18 protein-coding genes are annotated in these 16,652 nt (G+C 33.9%); 9 read left to right on the top strand and 9 right to left on the bottom strand.

The features are described 5' to 3' along the window. Window positions 1–48 precede the first annotated feature (48 nt). The 3 genes from GON26_RS20065 to GON26_RS20055 are packed head-to-tail and all read left to right on the top strand — an operon-like array spanning window position 49 to window position 2,023. Window positions 49–261 carry a hypothetical protein gene (locus GON26_RS20065; RefSeq protein ID WP_160376554.1) on the top strand — a complete coding sequence of 71 codons (213 nt, stop codon included), beginning with the start codon at window positions 49–51 and terminating at the stop codon, window positions 259–261. Continuing rightward, window positions 258–551: a type II toxin-antitoxin system RelE/ParE family toxin gene (locus tag GON26_RS20060; protein ID WP_160376553.1), complete on the top strand. Its 294-nt coding sequence runs from the start codon at window positions 258–260 to the stop codon at window positions 549–551. The genes GON26_RS20065 and GON26_RS20060 overlap by 4 nt, the downstream gene beginning before the upstream one ends. A gap of 11 nt (window positions 552–562) precedes the next feature. Beyond that, entirely contained in the window at window positions 563–2,023 is a 1,461-nt protein-coding gene (locus GON26_RS20055; RefSeq protein WP_160376552.1) for an aminoacyl-histidine dipeptidase, read from the top strand. Between the two features lie 252 nt (window positions 2,024–2,275). On the opposite strand, the gene GON26_RS20050 is transcribed toward GON26_RS20055, so the two are convergent. The 6 genes from GON26_RS20050 to GON26_RS20025 all read right to left on the bottom strand — a co-directional run bounded on the left by GON26_RS20050 (window position 2,276) and on the right by GON26_RS20025 (window position 9,032). Further along, the gene (locus tag GON26_RS20050; RefSeq protein WP_160376551.1) at window positions 2,276–3,598 is read right to left on the bottom strand and encodes a DUF389 domain-containing protein; all 1,323 of its coding nucleotides are present in this window, start codon (window positions 3,596–3,598) and stop codon (window positions 2,276–2,278) included. A gap of 195 nt (window positions 3,599–3,793) precedes the next feature. Further along, entirely contained in the window at window positions 3,794–4,690 is an 897-nt protein-coding gene (locus GON26_RS20045) for a hypothetical protein (RefSeq protein WP_160376550.1), read from the bottom strand. Between the two features lie 10 nt (window positions 4,691–4,700). Next, complete coding sequence (locus GON26_RS20040; protein WP_160376549.1) at window positions 4,701–5,138, bottom strand: DM13 domain-containing protein; 438 nt, start codon at window positions 5,136–5,138, stop codon at window positions 4,701–4,703. A 183-nt stretch (window positions 5,139–5,321) separates the two neighbouring features. After that, window positions 5,322–6,095 (bottom strand): carboxypeptidase-like regulatory domain-containing protein, encoded by a 774-nt coding sequence (locus GON26_RS20035; protein WP_160376548.1) that lies wholly within the window; start codon window positions 6,093–6,095, stop codon window positions 5,322–5,324. Window positions 6,096–6,351: 256 nt separating this feature from the next. Continuing rightward, a complete protein-coding gene (locus GON26_RS20030; RefSeq protein ID WP_160376547.1) occupies window positions 6,352–8,259 on the bottom strand; it encodes a DEAD/DEAH box helicase in 1,908 nt (635 codons plus the stop codon). A gap of 194 nt (window positions 8,260–8,453) precedes the next feature. After that, window positions 8,454–9,032 (bottom strand): non-canonical purine NTP diphosphatase, encoded by a 579-nt coding sequence (locus GON26_RS20025; protein WP_160376546.1) that lies wholly within the window; start codon window positions 9,030–9,032, stop codon window positions 8,454–8,456. A gap of 82 nt (window positions 9,033–9,114) precedes the next feature. Here GON26_RS20025 and GON26_RS20020 point away from each other — a divergent pair, with 82 nt between their 5' ends. Continuing rightward, on the top strand, window positions 9,115–10,893 hold the full coding sequence (locus GON26_RS20020; protein WP_160376545.1) for an ABC transporter ATP-binding protein: 1,779 nt from the start codon (window positions 9,115–9,117) through the stop codon (window positions 10,891–10,893). On the opposite strand, the gene GON26_RS20015 is transcribed toward GON26_RS20020, so the two are convergent. After that, the gene (locus GON26_RS20015; RefSeq protein WP_160376544.1) at window positions 10,890–11,252 is read right to left on the bottom strand and encodes a ribosomal maturation YjgA family protein; all 363 of its coding nucleotides are present in this window, start codon (window positions 11,250–11,252) and stop codon (window positions 10,890–10,892) included. The two genes, GON26_RS20020 and GON26_RS20015, sit on opposite strands and share 4 nt — an antisense overlap. A 144-nt stretch (window positions 11,253–11,396) precedes the next feature. Between GON26_RS20015 and GON26_RS20010 the strand changes: the two genes are divergently transcribed. The 5 genes from GON26_RS20010 (at window position 11,397) to GON26_RS19995 (ending at window position 14,197) form a co-directional block, all read left to right on the top strand. Then, on the top strand, window positions 11,397–12,584 hold the full coding sequence (locus GON26_RS20010) for a glycoside hydrolase family 88 protein (RefSeq protein ID WP_160376543.1): 1,188 nt from the start codon (window positions 11,397–11,399) through the stop codon (window positions 12,582–12,584). A gap of 44 nt (window positions 12,585–12,628) precedes the next feature. Then, entirely contained in the window at window positions 12,629–12,844 is a 216-nt protein-coding gene (locus GON26_RS21715) for a YhcH/YjgK/YiaL family protein (protein WP_230407974.1), read from the top strand. After that, window positions 12,819–13,079 carry a YhcH/YjgK/YiaL family protein gene (locus GON26_RS21710; RefSeq protein WP_230407973.1) on the top strand — a complete coding sequence of 87 codons (261 nt, stop codon included), beginning with the start codon at window positions 12,819–12,821 and terminating at the stop codon, window positions 13,077–13,079. The genes GON26_RS21715 and GON26_RS21710 overlap by 26 nt, the downstream gene beginning before the upstream one ends. Window positions 13,080–13,094: 15 nt before the next feature. After that, a complete protein-coding gene (locus GON26_RS20000; protein WP_160376542.1) occupies window positions 13,095–13,499 on the top strand; it encodes a hypothetical protein in 405 nt (134 codons plus the stop codon). 260 nt (window positions 13,500–13,759) lie between these two features. Further along, window positions 13,760–14,197 (top strand): hypothetical protein, encoded by a 438-nt coding sequence (locus tag GON26_RS19995; protein ID WP_202110910.1) that lies wholly within the window; start codon window positions 13,760–13,762, stop codon window positions 14,195–14,197. A gap of 63 nt (window positions 14,198–14,260) precedes the next feature. Here the strand turns inward: GON26_RS19995 and GON26_RS19990 are convergent, their stop codons facing one another. Next, on the bottom strand, window positions 14,261–15,775 hold the full coding sequence (locus GON26_RS19990) for an FMN-binding glutamate synthase family protein (RefSeq protein WP_160376541.1): 1,515 nt from the start codon (window positions 15,773–15,775) through the stop codon (window positions 14,261–14,263). Window positions 15,776–15,802: 27 nt separating this feature from the next. Next, on the bottom strand, window positions 15,803–16,594 hold the full coding sequence (locus tag GON26_RS19985; RefSeq protein ID WP_160376540.1) for an NYN domain-containing protein: 792 nt from the start codon (window positions 16,592–16,594) through the stop codon (window positions 15,803–15,805). Window positions 16,595–16,652: the final 58 nt, after the last annotated feature.

Raw genomic sequence — 16,652 nt, 5'->3', positions numbered from 1 at the left:
AAAGACATCGCTTTAAACTTTGTAACTTTGTATTTCAATTTAAAAGTTATGACGCAAATCACTTTAAATATTCCAGATGATGAATTGTCATTTTTTATGCAGTTAATTGAAAAGTTTAATTATGAAACTGTAATTAATGAATTTTCTGTAACCGAAGAAATGAAAAGTTTGTTAGATGATAGAAGAGCAACTTCAAAATCAGAAGATTTTCTTCCTTGGAATGAAGCAAAAAAACAATTACGTTTTAAGTCTGAGAAATGATTTTTGAAGTTGTAGTTGAGCCAAGGACAATTCTTGATATACAGGATGCAATTGATTATTATGATTCTAAACAAACAGGATTGGGCAAATATTTTAATCAAGTGATTGAGGAACATATAGAAGTATTAACGCATAATCCATTTTTTCAAATTAGATATAAAGATTATCATGGTTTCCCTACTAAGAAATTCCCCTTTATTATCTTTTATTTTATTGATGAAAAATTAAAAACAATTTATATTTTATCCGTTTTTAATACTTCATTGAATCCATCAAAATATCCTAAATAAATATATATAAAATGAGTCAGGAAATAAGAAACCTAGAACCCAAAGCGCTATGGAATAAATTTGCAGATTTGAATGCCGTTCCGCGTCCATCGAAGAAAGAAGAACGTGTGATTGAATTCATGAAAAACTTTGGAAACAGCTTAGGTTTAGAAACTTTTGAAGATGAAATCCGAAATGTAATTATCCGTAAACCTGCAACTCCAGGAATGGAAAACCGCAAGGCAATTGTGATGCAGGGACACCTTGATATGGTACACCAAAAAAATGCCGATACTGTTTTTGATTTTGACACGCAAGGAATCGATATGTATGTTGACGGTGACTGGGTTCGTGCGCGTGGTACGACTTTAGGAGCTGATAATGGGCTAGGAGTAGCGACCATTATGGCTATTTTAGAGAGCGCAGCTATTCCGCATCCGGCAATCGAAGCGTTGTTTACAATCGATGAAGAAACCGGGATGACAGGAGCTTTGAACCTAAAAGGAGGTGTTTTGCAAGGTCAGATTTTATTGAATTTGGATACGGAAGAAGACGATGAAATTGATATTGGCTGTGCTGGTGGAATTGATGTAACAGCTACAAGAACCTATCACGAAGAAGAAACTCCAGAAGGTTCTGTTGGACATATTATTACCGTAAAAGGCTTAAAAGGAGGTCATTCAGGAATGGATATTCATAAAGGTTTGGGTAATGCCAATAAAATTATGAATCGCTTGTTGTTTGATGGTTTTGAAAACTTTGGTTTGCAGGTAGCTGAAATAAACGGAGGAAGTTTGCGTAATGCGATTCCGAGAGAAAGTGTTGCCAAAGTGATTATTTCGGAAATGTTTGACGAAGCCTATATTTTTGATATGCAGGAAATCATCAACGATATAAAAGCCGAATACAAAACGACTGAACCGAATCTTTCTATCGAAATTGTAAAATGTGATACTCCTGCAAAAGTGATGGATTTAGGAGTTCAGGAAGGAATTATCAGAGCGATTTACGCAGCACAAAATGGTGTTTACAGAATGAGCGCCGATATGGAAAACCTGGTTGAAACTTCCAATAATATCGCTCGCGTTATCGTAAAAGAGGGCGAAATTCTGGTTGGATGTTTAACACGTTCATCAGTTGAGACTTCAAAATTTGATTTAGCAAATTCATTGCGTTCTGCTTTTGAATTGGTAGGTTGCGAAGTAGAACTTTCAGGATCTTATCCAGGCTGGACACCAAATGTAAACTCTGAAATATTAGACGTTCTGACAGGGATTTACGAGAAACAAAACGGAGAAAAAGCAAAAGTAGTAGCTTGTCACGCTGGTTTGGAATGTGGAATTTTAGGAACAAATTATCCAGATATGGATATGATTTCTTTTGGACCAACTATCCATGGAGCGCATTCTCCAGACGAAAGAGCCAGTATATCTTCTGCTCAAAAATATTGGAAATTTGTTTTAGAAATTTTATCAAATATTCCGGTTAAGTAATAAATTACAGTCGCAGTTTACAGTTTAACAAAACCGAAAACTGCGACTGATTTTTTTATAAAATTAGTCTCTTTTTGGACTATTTTTTTTCTCTCTTTTTTCTTCTTTCTTTTCCTTTGCTGTTTTTAAAGGTTCTTTTTTAACGGTTTTCTTGGCATCTTGACTTTTTGACATTATTTTAAATTTTAGTTAGTAACTTAATTTACAAGTAAATGTAGTTACAATTTTTGGCTAATCGAATACGAATCAAACTTATTTTTTTAAAATTACATTCTGACGGTACACTTCAATAGTATCTTTTTCAAGCCTGGTTTTTAGCCATTTTTTAAGTTTTTCTTCACTGTCATTGTCGATATTATTTTTACTTTGAAATAATACAACAGGGATAATATTGGACGTATTTGTTTTACTATCATAAGAATAATTTCCGATAGTAAGGGAGTGAATAAACGGAAATAAAATTTTAGCTTCCTTGTTTATTTGGCTTTTATTAAATTGATATTGAGATAGTTTGTTTCTTAATTCATTAATTAAAACATCTTTTTGATCTACCAGATTTTTACTGTCATTTATTCTGTTCATAATATCTTTCCCAAGATTAAAAGTGTCCTGTTTGATAATTAATCTGGTGTTTTGTATGTCATAATAGATTAGTTTTTTATTTAAATCAGCGATTTCATTTTCACTAAATTTCTTTCCTAAAAACGCTAATTCTATTCTTTTGGGCGATTTGTTGTATTCGATATTCTTGTAAATAATGGGATAATCATAGTTTAAAAATTCGTTTTGAATAAAATTTTGCGTTTTTGCCGTATAATTTTTTTGAATGAACAATTGATAAGCGAAAAAAGTACTGGGTACAATCAGGGTTAAAATTAAAATTGTAATTCCATATTTTACTCGTTTTTCATGTTTCAGGTCTAACTGTTTGGTTATAGGGTAATTTAAATATTTAACAATGATAAAAGTCGCAATACAGATAAACACACAATTGATAGTATATAAATACATGGCACCAAGAAAGAATTTAATGTTCCCTAAAGCCAAGCCGTAACCCGCTGTACACAACGGCGGCATCAAAGCAGTTGCAATAGCAACACCAGGAATAGGATTTCCTTTTTCGACCCGGGTAACAGCTATGACCCCTACTAAACCTCCAAAAAAAGCAATTAATATATCATAAATGTTAGGCGAAGTTCTGGCTAACAACTCTGATTGTGCGTCTTTAAAAGGGCTAATGTAAAAATATATCGTAGAAGTAGTCAGACTTACCGCAGTTGCAATGAGTAAATTTTTTATTGATTTTTTTAAAAGCTGAAAATTATACATGCCTAACCCGAAACCAGCGCCCACAATTGGTCCCATTAAAGGCGAAATTAACATCGCACCAATGATTACAGCTGTCGAGTTTACATTCAGTCCCACAGAAGCAATGATAATCGCACAAGCCAAAATCCAGATGTTAGAACCTCTAAACGATACAGCACTTGTAATATTTTCGATTACCTTCTTCTTGTTTTCCTCACCGTTCTGAAGATTGATAAAACTTAAAATTTTTTGTGTAGTATTGATCATGATATGCTGTATTTATTTCGAAAATATGATTTTTCGCCAAAAAGTAAGAATATCTAATTTAGGAAATTATTTGCTGTATTGCCAAGTAATGACGAAGTATTTTTAAAAATAAAAAAAGAAATAGATTCTAATTCTAATTCAAAATATAAACCCTCAAAAGAAATTTTGAAGGTTTATATAAAATGAAAGTTATTTTTAGAAAGAATATTTGTAATTTAATCCCACTACGTATTTTCTGGTCAATCCATCAGGACGTACATCCCGAACAACAAAAGGAGTAGCTAGCGAAAGTTCTACCGAATTTCGAGTATTTATGCTATAAGAACTTATCAGGTTGCCATTTATAGTCAAACCATCAGAACCTGTAATGTTCTCTCTAACGCCATAAATATTCTCGAAACTATCTTCTCCAAGATGATATATAAATAAAACATTTGGTTTAAAAACGAACTTTTTGTTAGGAGTTGTCAAGGTGTAAGTGGCTCTTAATAAAACATCAGATTTACGTTCGAATAAATTGGTTGATGGAAAATCATCGGTTCCTGAATATTCTTTAAAAAAGGAATTTTTATTAATATTAAAAACAGGAATCTGAACTGTTGCAGTAAAGTCCCATTTTTGGTATTTTAAATTAGTTCCCAGGAATAAGTCAAAAGTTCCTAAACTGGATTGATAATCTTCAGGTAGTGAATATCCATTTATTTTTCGGTTTGAGGTTGTAAAAGGTAGTTTCCATCCTAATAAAGCACTCCATTGTCTGGCTTTTTTTTCTTCAAAAGTGTAATTCCCAACCAAATACGCATCTCCAAAATCAGCCCTTGTACCAAAACTTCCGTTAGCGCTAGAAAAAGTAACTTTGCTACTCAATGAAAGTTTCTCGTTTATTTTGCGGGTATAGGAAACATAAGGCGAGAAATAAGTTACATCAGATTCTCCAGCTCCAAAAATAGTAGCTACTTCAACTTGATTTTTATAATCTTCATGATTTTTTTCAAAACCATTCCCAATAGAGCAAATTCCGGCATCACTACATCCTTGAGAATAACTTATGCAGGAGATTGTGAAAGCAGTAAATAGAAATATTTTTTTCATTTTTTAGATTTTAATTTGTTGTTAATTCTGTAAAAGCAAACAAATGACTGTATTGCTGACAATAAATCAAGACATATTTGTACTCGGATAAATTAGCCTGATTTGGAATGGTGTAAATAGCATTAGCTCTTAGATTGCCTAAATTTATAAAAGCAGTTGGAGTGCTAGTTTTAGAAAGATAAACCTTTAAATCTGGTCCATTTGAAACACTAAAATTGGAGAATTTTAATTTCTGAAGGTTATCTTCTGAGAAAATTAAGGCATCGCCAGTCACCGAAATCCCCGAAGTTGGTTGAAATTTCCCTCTGAGTTGAAAATTAGTATCGTCTGAAGGATTTTCGTCATCAGGAATTGTGGTTTCTGGAATCACATCTTTAGTGAGTTCGCCTTCGGATTCGCAGGACAGAATGAAAAATAAAATCGGGAGAATTAAAAATAGCTTTTTCATATATCAAATTTTAATTATTGCTATACTAAATTAGGATAACGGCAATCAGTTAAATGTCAGGTAGATTACATTTGAGGGGAGATTTCCAGAGGCGATTTTTTTTTTATTTGTAATCAATCATTTAAAAACAAAAAAAATCCCCAATTCGAAAATTGAGGATTTAATATGATATTCTAAAGAAGCTTAATTTCTTTTTAAAATTTTGTATTGTTCGTAACAGCCGCTAATTGCGTCCATAATTTGAAGGTCGTTTGCTGTCTGAATAAACGAATCAGAGTAATTGCAACGCTGCATGATTTCTGGAATTTCTTCTTTGGTAATACCTAGAAGTACAGCAACAGTTTCACGATCGTATTTTGTTTCTAAAAGATTTCTTACCGTGTCGTCTTTCCTCATTTCTTTGAGTTTCTTGAGTTCTTTTGCATTTTTTCCAAAGAAATTATACAACATGTCAGCAGGATTAAAAATAGATCCTAATACTTTTCCAAAAGCGTTTGGAGCGTATTCGCCTGCCTCGTAACCTTGTGTAAGTCCTGAAATACTATAACGATAGTTTTCTTTGGTCGGAATTAATTTTGAATCAACTTCAAGGTATCCGGTTAGGTTAAACGGCGCAATAATTACTTCTTCTAGTGCAATGGCTTTTTCAGTTAACTGAATACGCGTTACTTTATTTTTGATCCAGTCGTTTGTTACTCTAACACGTAACGATTGAAATCCTATAATAGAAAAATGCAACGTATCGTTGGGTTGTACGTCAATTTCAAAATAACCTTTGTTGTCAGTGGTTGCACCGCGAACTTTATTCGTGTTAATAACATTTACACTTGAAAGTGGCTCTTTGGTATTATCATTTATAACATAACCAGAAACTCTATGCGGTATAGCCGGGTCAGTTTCTTGCGAAAAACCGATAGTGGAGAATAGTATAAAAAAGAAAACTGCAAAATATTTCATATCCTGATTTAAAGCTCTAAAAGTAGTAAATCGTGATTAAATATTTTGCAGTATTCGAATATAATTATCAGAAAATTAACAAAGGAAAGGAATCTCACTTTTGGGATTTAAGTAAAAAAGAAGCAATAGGGTTTAAATTAAATTGATTTGAATTAAAAAAATATTCATTCAAAAGAATATTTTTAGTTTTAAAAAAAATCCCAAACTCCAATTATGTCTGGAATTTGGGATTTTATATGTAAAGATAATCAAATGATTAGTCTCTTCTTGGTCTTCTTGGTCTTGGTGAATCACCAAAGCTTTCAGAACGTCTTGGTGCTCTGTCAGAACCACCTTCTCTTGGGGCAGAACTTCTAAAACCACCTTCTCTTTTTGGAGCTGATGAATTTCTGTCGCTTCTAAAACCACCTTCTCTTGGAGCTGAATTTCTGTCGCTTCTAAATCCTCCTCCAGAACCTTCTCTTCTTGGAGCAAAACTTCCTTCTCTTCTTGGTCCTCCAGAACTGCGTCCGCCACCAGAGCGTCCGTTGTGGTCACGTCTTCCGCCACCATCATTTTTAGAAATTTCAACATTAATACGACGTCCTTCAAGTTGTACGTTGTTTAATACTTCCATTACTTTATCAGTATGCTCAGGATCAGTGTTAAAGAAAGAGAAACCTTCTTTTACATCTACCTTGAAAACGTCATCACGACCTAAGTCTAATGTTTCTTTCAGGTAATCTTTAAGTGACATCCAATCGAAATTATCTCTTGAACCGATGTTTACAAAATAACGAACTGCTCCGTTGTTATTGAATTCTCTTGGTTCAGCATCACTTCTTTCACGTCTTTCTCCAGACTGAGTAGAGATATCTCTATTCTTTTTGTAGTAAGCAATGAAACGATTAAATTCTACAGATACCATTTTCTTAATCAACTCTTCTTTAGATAAATCTTCCAAAACATTGTTGATAGCTGGTAAGTAGTTGTCAATTTCGTGATCAACTTCAGTATCTTTAATTTTAGTTGCTAAGTGCAATAATTGAATTTCGCAGATTTCGATTCCAGATGGAATTGTTTTTTCTTCGAATTTTTGTTTGATGATTCTTTCGATAGAAGAAATTTTACGCAACTCACTTTTTGTAACAATTACAATAGAAGTTCCTAATTTTCCAGCTCTACCAGTACGTCCAGAACGGTGATTGTATGTTTCAATTTCGTCAGGAAGTTGGTAATTTACTACGTGAGTAATATTATCAACGTCAATACCACGTGCAGCAACGTCAGTAGCAACAAGCATCTGAATTTGTCTTCCACGGAAAGATTTCATTACACCATCACGTTGCGCCTGAGATAAATCTCCGTGCAATGCAGCAGCGCTGTATCCATCTTCGATTAATTTTTCGGCAACAGCCTGAGTATCTCTTTTGGTACGACAGAAAACCACAGAAAAAATATCTGGATTAGCATCGGCCAAACGTTTAAGTGCTTCGTAACGGTCACGTGCATTTACTAGGTAAAATTCGTGAGAAACGGTTGCAGAACCTGAATTTTTAGCTCCTACAGTAATTTCTACCGGTTCGCTCATAAATTGTTTTGCAATTCTGGCAACCTCTTGTGGCATAGTTGCAGAGAACAACCATGTACTTTTTTGATCTGGAGTATCAGATAAAATCGATACGATGTCTTCATAGAATCCCATGTTCAACATTTCGTCAGCCTCATCCAAAATACAGTAATCTATATTTTTAATGTTTACCAGACCTCTGTTGATCATGTCTTGCATTCTTCCCGGAGTAGCCACAATAATTTGTGCTCCTCTCTTAATGTCTCTAGCTTGCTCTGTAATACTAGCCCCGCCGTAAACTGCTACCACATTAATACCTTTTTCGTATTTTGAGTAGTTTTTAAGTTCGTTGGTAATCTGTAAACAAAGTTCTCGTGTTGGCGATAAAACTAATGCTTGTGTATTTCTGTTGTCAGCATCAATTTTTTGGATTAGCGGAAAACCGAAAGCTGCCGTTTTCCCTGTCCCTGTCTGAGCCAACGCAACCATATCTGTGTCTTTTTCCAATAATAGGGGAATCGCTTTCTCCTGTACTTCTGACGGATTCTCAAATCCTAGATCTAAAATCGCCTTCAGTAACGATTCATTCAATCCTAATTGTTCAAATTTATTCATATGTATTTTTAAAATAGGGTGCAAAATTACTGTTAATTATTCAGATAAACTAATGCAATTTCAATAATTATACATTTGTTATGATTTGATTATCAAAAAGTTATGTTTTATTTAAATGAATTTGAGAATCTATTGATAAAAAAAATCGTCTTGAAATATAAATTTTGTCCCGTAAAATGTTGTATTTTAAACAATTATTGGATGGAATGCAGATAATCAATTAGTTGCTGAGTTGCTTTTGCCCGATGACTGATTTTATTTTTTACATCCGAAGATAATTCCGCAAAAGTTTCGCTGTAATTTTCCGGCTGAAATATCGGATCATACCCAAAACCATAATCCCCGGCTTTTTCAAAAACAATTGTTCCTTTGGCAATTCCGGTAAAAAGTTGTTGTTCTCCTTTTAGGTTTAATGCAATAACGGTCTTAAACTTTGCGCTTCGGTCCTGATGGTTTGTTAATGCCTCCAGAAGTTTATTCATATTATCATCAGCATTGCGCTGCTCGCCTGCATATCTTGCCGAATAGACGCCTGGTTCGTCGTTTAAAGCTGTAACTTCCAGTCCTGTATCATCAGCAAAACAATCGTAGCCGTATTTTTCGGTTACATAATTGGCTTTCAGAATGGCATTTCCTTCGATGGTGTCTGCCGTTTCAGGAATTTCTTCGTGACAGCCAATTTCTTCTAAACTCAGGATTTTAATAGTTTCCGGAAGAATACTTTGTATTTCTTTGATTTTGTTTTTATTGTTTGAAGCGAAAACAAGTTGCATAATAATATATTTTAAGTGATGCGGAATTTAAAACACAAATTTAGAATTCTTATATTTGATAACTTGCCTAAAGACAAAATAAATGCAGATATCAGTTCTCTTTAAAAAAATCACTCCTTTCGTTAAGCCCTACCGCAAAATGGTCATTGCTACTTTATTGCTTACGTTTTTAGGATCGTTTGCAGCTCAGGTAAATGCTTTAATCATAAAATATACCGTAGATTCTATTAGTAATCTAATGGTGGCGCACGAACCTTTGTCTAAAGGATTTCATTTATTAGGCATCATAAGTATTGTTTTGTTATCCAAAGAATTGATTTATTCGGTAGTGCAGTTTGGACAAAAATTTTACGGAGAAAAGTTGCGGATTTTTATAACACGTGATATTTCTCAAACCATAGTCGAAAAAATTCTGAGTTATAGAATGGAGTTTTATACCTCAGACGAAAACGAAAGTGGTAAACTTCAAACCAGAATTGATATGGGAATTAGCAGTTTGACACGATTGGTTCAGAATTTTTTTATTGATATTCTGCCATTGTTTACAAATGCTTTCGTGGCTTTAATTTTGATGTTTTATGCTAATATGTACGTAGGATTGGTGAGTTTGTGTATTATTCCTATTTATTTTTATATCAGTCAGTTACAGGCAACTAAGCTAAGCGGATTTCGGAGAAGAATGCGCAATTATCGCGAAACAAAAAACAACGGAATTATAAGTCTGATAGAATCGATAACTGTTATTAAATCTTTTGTTCGTGAACCTATGGAAGCCGATCGTCATCAGAAAATTCAATTCGAAATGACTGAAAATCAATTGGCAACCAGAAAAACAAGTTTCATTTTTGAAAGTGTCAAAAGTTTTATCGAACAAATAGGAGTGGTTATCATTATTATTCTGACTGCTTATTTTGTACTAAATAATACCATGACAATTGGTGCGATCATGTTTCATATTATGTTGTTTAATAATGTTTCGGCACCAATTCGTCAGTTGCACCGTATTTATGATGAAGTAAATGATGCCTTAATTTATTCGGAAGGTTTTTTTGATATTTTAGAATCTGAAAAAGAAAAAGAAACCAGCGGAGATTATGTTCCGGAAAAAATTGTAGGATTGATAGAAGTCAAAAATGTTGATTTTGCCTATCCTAACGGAACCAAAGCACTTTTTGAAATTAATTTTACAATCAAACCAAACGAAACCACCGCTTTGGTCGGATTGAGCGGTGCCGGAAAAAGCACGGTTATCAATTTACTGGATAAGTTTTATTTGCCTTCATCGGGAAAAATTTATTTGGATGGAGTCGATTTAAATGATTATGACACCGATTTTTTACGAAGAAATATTGGATTGGTTTTACAAAAAAATCATATTTTCAAAGGAACTATAGCCGAAAATATTTTATACGGAAAGCCAGCTGCTTCAAAAGCCGAAATTATGGAGGCCGCCAGGAAAGCTTATATTCATGAGCAGGTCATGCAGTTGCCAAAAGGATATGAATCCGAAGCACATTTACTTTCAGGAGGTCAGCAGCAGCGAATTGCAATTGCCAGGTTGTTTCTTAAAAATCCGCCTATCATTTTTCTGGATGAGCCCACCGCAAGTTTGGATGCGATAGCTACAGAACAAATAAAAAAATCGCTCGACGCCATAAAAAAAGACAGAACCGTAATCATAATTTCGCACAGTATTTCGCAGATTATTGATGCTTCGAATATTATCGTTTTAGAGCAGGGAAGATGTATTGAAAAAGGAACTCATGAGCAACTGTATGATAATAAATCGACTTATTATCAGATATTTACAACAATGGCTAATAGTCTGAATATTGATAAAATTACCCAGACATTTGATTAGTATTTCTTGTTTTTTTCAATCAAAAAGGCAATCAGAACGCCAAAACTATAAGCCACAAGATCACTCCATAAAAATCCCTGACCGAGCACATATCGTCCAAAAAGTGTTTTGCGGAGTTCGATAATCCAGTCAGCCTGATAAAGCTGCAAGCACTCGATAGTATAACAAGTTACTAAAGCTAGAACAGCAATTTGAAAGCTTTTATATTCTATTAAAAATATTCTAATAAAAATAAAAATCATTACAGCGTACAGTAAATCTCCAATAAATAAAGGTACAACGCTTATTTTTCTAGAAAGAATTCCAAGAATAATCACCAATAGCAGCAGAAAGAAATAAGTAACTCTTGGATTTTTCAAATGTATAACGGTTTACTTTTTAGAAACAAAAAAAGAATGAATCTTTGATTTTTTTTTCGAAGTTAAAAACTTTACAGGCAAAAGTTTTACTTTATTTTATAAATTTAAACTTTCTATCTTTCATCATCCAAAAACCAAATTACCATGAATACAAGATTATCTTCTTTTTATATTTTAATTTTTACTTTATTATTTTCTGCAAATGCAGCATATTCGCAGAAAAGTAATTCATTCAATATAAAAAAACAATTCGACTATTGTGCGGTACAGGCTTCTAAAACTCTGGCTGTAATTCCAGATAATCAAACTTTTCCCAGAAGTATTCCAACTGGAAGTTCCGAATGGAAATTTGTAGATTATAAAGATTGGACAAGTGGTTTTTGGCCGGGACAATTATGGTATTTATACGAAGCAACAGGAGAGAAAAAGTGGGAAAAAGAAGCGGATAAATTTAGTAGATTTTTGACGCCTTTGTCTGTAAATAAAGCCAGTGATCATGATTTGGGTTTTCAGATTCTGAACAGTTTTGGTAACGGATATCGTTTGACTAAAAATAAAGCCTACAAAGAAATTATCCTGAAAACCGCCGATACTCTTGCTACGCTTTTCAATCCAAAAGTAGGAACTATTCAGTCGTGGCCGCATAATAAATACGGCGGACACAATACGATTATCGATAATATGATGAATCTTGAATTGCTTTTTTGGGCTTCTAAAAACGGAGGGAATAAAAAGCTGTACGACATTGCTGTAAAACATGCTGAAACTACGATGAACAATCATTTCAGACCGGATTTTACGTCTTATCATGTTCTTATTTACGATTATGAAACAGGTAAAAAAATAAAAGGAATTACCGCGCAGGGATTTAGCGATGATAGTATGTGGGCACGTGGGCAGGCATGGGCAATTTACGGTTTTACAATGGTGTACAGAGAAACAAAAGATCCTAAGTTTTTAGCATTTGCAAATCAATTGGCGAGAGTGTATCTGGATAAATTAACCACAGAAGATTTGATTCCGTACTGGGATTTTAATGCTCCGGATATTCCTAATGCACCCAGAGATGCTTCTGCAGCGGCAATCGTTTCATCTGCATTGATCGAATTGAGTTCTTTTACAAAAGATAAAAAGTTGAAATCGGAGTATGTTTCCAAAGCTGAAAAAATGCTTATTTCACTTTCTGAGAACTATCAGAGTCATGATATAAATCCGGCATTTTTGCTTCATTCAACAGGTCATAAGCCAGCCGGAAGCGAAATAGATTGTTCTATAAATTATGCCGATTACTATTATTTAGAAGGGCTTTTGAGACTTCAGAAATTGAAATAATTTTTTATAATTTTAAAAAACACCAATTCAAATACAATAAAATTATGATTATAGATTCATTAGAAAATGCCGCAAAATATGAAGCTTTACATCCTTCGTTTAAGAAAGCATTTGATTTTTTGCGAGCTAATAAATTTGGAAATGTTGCCGAAGGAACTTTATTTGAAACCGACGGCATAAAGGCTTTTGGTTACTACGGAAAAGGAAAAACCAAAGTAGAGAGTTTAGAAACATTTGAATGTCACGATAAAAAATATTGATATTCAGTTTTGTATTAGTGAATTTGAAATTTTTGGATGGAAACCAAGAGCAGATTGTGCAGTGCCAAAAGGAGACTACAATGATGAAAAAGATGTTCGTTTTTTTAATGATTATCCGGATATGTTTTTTAGACTGAGTGCCAATCAATTTGTGATACTCTTTCCCGAAGATGTACACGCGCCCATGATAACGGACGGCATATTGAATAAAATTGTAATCAAAGTTGAAATTTAAAAACTAAAAAAGAGGATGAAGAAAATAACCCAAATTTCGCTTATAATTGGTATTGCACTATTGGTAATAAGCTGTAAAAACACCAAACAAAAACTTCAGGAATATGTAACAACGTATAATAGTCAGGCAGCTACTTTTAAAGCTGCTAATGTTACACTTACTACTGCCAGAGGTTATATGGATGATAATAAAATTGAATTAAGGTTCGAAACCAATCTGGAACAAAACGAATCGAATAAAGCAGCCGCAGATACAAATTTCTCTGAGTTACTGACTAATAGAATCGAAAAAGATATTGTTTTTCAGGAATTAGTAGAGGAAGGTGTGCAGTTTGATGTTTATTATCTGGCTGATGATAATACTGTTTTGGATAAAAAAATAATTAACAAGGAGGAAATAGCCGCTTTTTTGAAAAAATAATTCTATAATATATTAAAAAATAAAATAAGTATAATCTTCTTATAACAAAAAAAGCCTCTTTGATATCGCGCAAAGAGGCTTTTTTTGTGCTAAAGACAGTTTGTTTATTCTTACATTATCTTGTAAATAATTCTTACATATAACACTTGTAATCAAATAGTTACAGCTCTTTTATTTTGCCAAATCTATTGTTTTTGTGTTAAAAAATTAGTATGTTTGAGTTTAAAATCTAACAAAAGAACCTAAAAAACCAAAAAATTATGATTAGAAAAATTACCCAAATCGCATTTGCTATTGCAATTGTATCTTTACTGGTTAGCTGTAAAAATACAAAACAAAAAATCCAGGAGCATGTAAGTAATTACAATACTTCGAGTTCTATAAAAGGGCCTAGTATTACAAGTACCGATGCTAAGGCGTTTTTAGAAGACAATAGAATTGAAATCAGAATTGAAACAAATTTAGAGGAAACAGACGAAAACAAACAAGCTTATAGCCAGTCGTTTCCTGAATTGTTAAGAGGTATGATCGAGAAGAACCAAATTTCTCAAGAGTTAATCGAAGAAGGTGTAACTTTTGATGTTTATTTTATCTCGTATAACAATTCTATTATTGCTAAAAGATTAATTGGAAAACAAGAATTAGCTGAGTTACTAAATGACGAATCTTCGGCGAATAAGGTAACTGCAAAACTTTAATAAAGTTTTAGAAAATGATAATAAAAAGCCTCTTTGAAATAATACAAAGAGGCTTTTTATTTTTTAATGCTGTCTGGTGACATTGGTTAAATTATCAGGAAAATACGATTCGGATAAATTGGTAAACTCATCACCACGCATAAAAATATTGATATCCACATCGGCAAAACTTTTCTTTCCGGCTGCTGCCAAAAGCTCGTTTGCAGCATGTAGAGTGTTTTTATGAAAATGATACACACGATCAGATTTATCGGTTACCACCAAACCTTTCATCAACATCTTGTTTTGTGTTGCTACTCCGGTTGGGCATTCGTTATTATGACATCTTAAAGCCTGAATACAACCAAGCGAAAACATGAAGCCACGGGCACTATTACACATATCTGCGCCCAACGCAATAGCATGTAAAATAGAATAGCCAGAAATGATTTTTCCGCTTCCGATAATGCGAATTTTATCACGAATATTTAATCCTACTAAAGTTTTATTGACAAAAATTAAAGCAGGTTCAAAAGGCATTCCCACACCATCGGCAAATTCCAGTGGAGCAGCTCCGGTTCCGCCTTCGGCACCATCAACGGTAATGAAATCGGGATAACAATCCTCGGCAATCATTTCGTGACAAATCGCCTCAAATTCGGCTGTGTTTCCAATACATAATTTAAATCCGATTGGTTTTCCGTTAGATAATTCACGTAAGTGTTTAACAAAATGAACTAAACCTTTCGCATCTGAAAATGCACTATGACTTGGAGGTGAAAGTATCGTCGTATGGGGAACAACGCCTCGGATTCTGGCAATTTGCTCCGTGTTTTTAGCTGCTGGAAGCACACCGCCATGACCTGGTTTTGCGCCTTGCGAAAGCTTAATTTCGATCATTTTTACATTCGGAAGATTGGCTTTTTCTGAAAATTTTTCGGCGTCAAAATTTCCTTCTGCGTTACGGCAGCCAAAATAACCTGTACCGATTTGCCACGTAATATCGCCGCCGCCTTCCAGATGATAATCGGTCAATCCGCCTTCGCCTGTATTTTGATAAAATTGTCCTTTTTTTGCTCCAATATTAATTGCACGAACCGCATTTTCGCTCAGCGAACCAAAACTCATTGCCGAAACATTCAATAAAGAAGCTAAATAGGGCTGTTTGCAATCTTTTCCGCCCACTAAAACACGTGGCAATTCTTCGTTTACTTTTGCTGGAAAAATAGAGTGTTTGATGCCTTCGTAACTATCATGATTTAGGTTTAATTGTGTTCCAAAAGGTGAATTCGAATCGATATTTTTGGCTCTTTGGTACACCAATGAACGCTGGTTTCTGGAAAAAGGTTTTCCGTCAGTAGATCTTTCGATAAAATATTGCTGGATTTCCGGCGCAATCATTTCGAACAAATACCTGAAATATCCCAAAACAGGAAAGTTTCTTAAAATAGCATGTTTTTTTTGAATCGTATTATAAAACCCAACAATCAATAGTATAGGTATAATAATGACTAATAAATAGCCACGACCTGTTTTATAATAAATAGCAGCAACAATTAGAAACAATAAGAATCCGTAGATAAAGAATTTTTTTCTCATGTTTATAAAAAAATTAAAAATGATAATTTAGTTGAAACGTAATCGCACATAAACGTGTTTGATACCTTTTTTGTCAGACTCTCTTTCATCAATTTCCAGAATGTCCGTAAGTGATTTTAGCATGGGCGTAAGCTTCGAAAAACCATAATTTCTTGGGTCAAATTCAGGTTTTTTCTTCACAATCATATTTCCAACATCGCCCAGAAATGCCCATCCATCATCATCTTCTATATCTTCAATCGTGGCTTCGATAAGTTCGATAGTGGCTTTGTCTATTTTGGCTAATGCTTTTTCGGCTGGTTTTTCAACAGCTTTTTTGGCGTCAGAAGTAGTTGTAGCGGTTGGTTTTGGGGATTTTTTCTTCTGTATGGCGCCATCCAGAACTTCGATATAAATAAAACGGTCGCAGGCAACGATAAATGAATTGGGTGTTTTCTTTTCGCCAATTCCAATCACTTTCATTCCGGATTCACGTAAACGAATGGCCAGACGCGTAAAATCGCTATCACTGGAAACAATGCAAAATCCATCTAATTTACCAGAATAAAGCAAATCCATTGCATCAATGATCAACGCAGAATCGGATGAGTTTTTGCCCACGGTGTAGCTGTATTGCTGGATAGGCGTAATAGCGTGTTCCAGTAAAACGCCTTTCCATCCGTTAGAATTTGGCTTGGTCCAATCGGCGTAAATACGTTTGGTAGTAGGAGTTCCGAATTTTGTAATTTCTTCCATCATGCCTTTTACATTGCTGTACGGAACGTTATCGGCATCAATAAGAACAGCTAATTTGAGGTCTTTAGAATTGCTTAAAGCCATTAGGTTTTATGATTTAATTTCTTTAAAATTAATAAAAAATAAATAAATTCAGCCTGTT

It is taken from the genome of Flavobacterium hydrocarbonoxydans (assembly GCF_009789235.1).
Taxonomy (GTDB): Bacteria; Bacteroidota; Bacteroidia; order Flavobacteriales; family Flavobacteriaceae; genus Flavobacterium; species Flavobacterium hydrocarbonoxydans.
Note: the sequence above shows the minus strand (reverse complement) of the source record. Positions and strands in the feature narration are given on the sequence as shown.

Bases quoted from the DNA above. Each gene is read 5' to 3' on its own strand.
- GON26_RS20065 (WP_160376554.1), top strand. From the start codon at position 49: ATGACGCAAATCACTTTAAATATTCCAGATGATGAATTGTCATTTTTT.
- GON26_RS20060 (WP_160376553.1), top strand. From the start codon at position 258: ATGATTTTTGAAGTTGTAGTTGAGCCAAGGACAATTCTTGATATACAG.
- GON26_RS20055 (WP_160376552.1), top strand. From the start codon at position 563: ATGAGTCAGGAAATAAGAAACCTAGAACCCAAAGCGCTATGGAATAAA.
- GON26_RS20050 (WP_160376551.1), bottom strand. From the start codon at position 3,598: ATGATCAATACTACACAAAAAATTTTAAGTTTTATCAATCTTCAGAAC.
- GON26_RS20045 (WP_160376550.1), bottom strand. From the start codon at position 4,690: ATGAAAAAAATATTTCTATTTACTGCTTTCACAATCTCCTGCATAAGT.
- GON26_RS20040 (WP_160376549.1), bottom strand. From the start codon at position 5,138: ATGAAAAAGCTATTTTTAATTCTCCCGATTTTATTTTTCATTCTGTCC.
- GON26_RS20035 (WP_160376548.1), bottom strand. From the start codon at position 6,095: ATGAAATATTTTGCAGTTTTCTTTTTTATACTATTCTCCACTATCGGT.
- GON26_RS20030 (WP_160376547.1), bottom strand. From the start codon at position 8,259: ATGAATAAATTTGAACAATTAGGATTGAATGAATCGTTACTGAAGGCG.
- GON26_RS20025 (WP_160376546.1), bottom strand. From the start codon at position 9,032: ATGCAACTTGTTTTCGCTTCAAACAATAAAAACAAAATCAAAGAAATA.
- GON26_RS20020 (WP_160376545.1), top strand. From the start codon at position 9,115: ATGCAGATATCAGTTCTCTTTAAAAAAATCACTCCTTTCGTTAAGCCC.
- GON26_RS20010 (WP_160376543.1), top strand. From the start codon at position 11,397: ATGAATACAAGATTATCTTCTTTTTATATTTTAATTTTTACTTTATTA.
- GON26_RS21715 (WP_230407974.1), top strand. From the start codon at position 12,629: ATGATTATAGATTCATTAGAAAATGCCGCAAAATATGAAGCTTTACAT.
- GON26_RS20000 (WP_160376542.1), top strand. From the start codon at position 13,095: ATGAAGAAAATAACCCAAATTTCGCTTATAATTGGTATTGCACTATTG.
- GON26_RS19995 (WP_202110910.1), top strand. From the start codon at position 13,760: ATGATTAGAAAAATTACCCAAATCGCATTTGCTATTGCAATTGTATCT.
- GON26_RS19990 (WP_160376541.1), bottom strand. From the start codon at position 15,775: ATGAGAAAAAAATTCTTTATCTACGGATTCTTATTGTTTCTAATTGTT.
- GON26_RS19985 (WP_160376540.1), bottom strand. From the start codon at position 16,594: ATGGCTTTAAGCAATTCTAAAGACCTCAAATTAGCTGTTCTTATTGAT.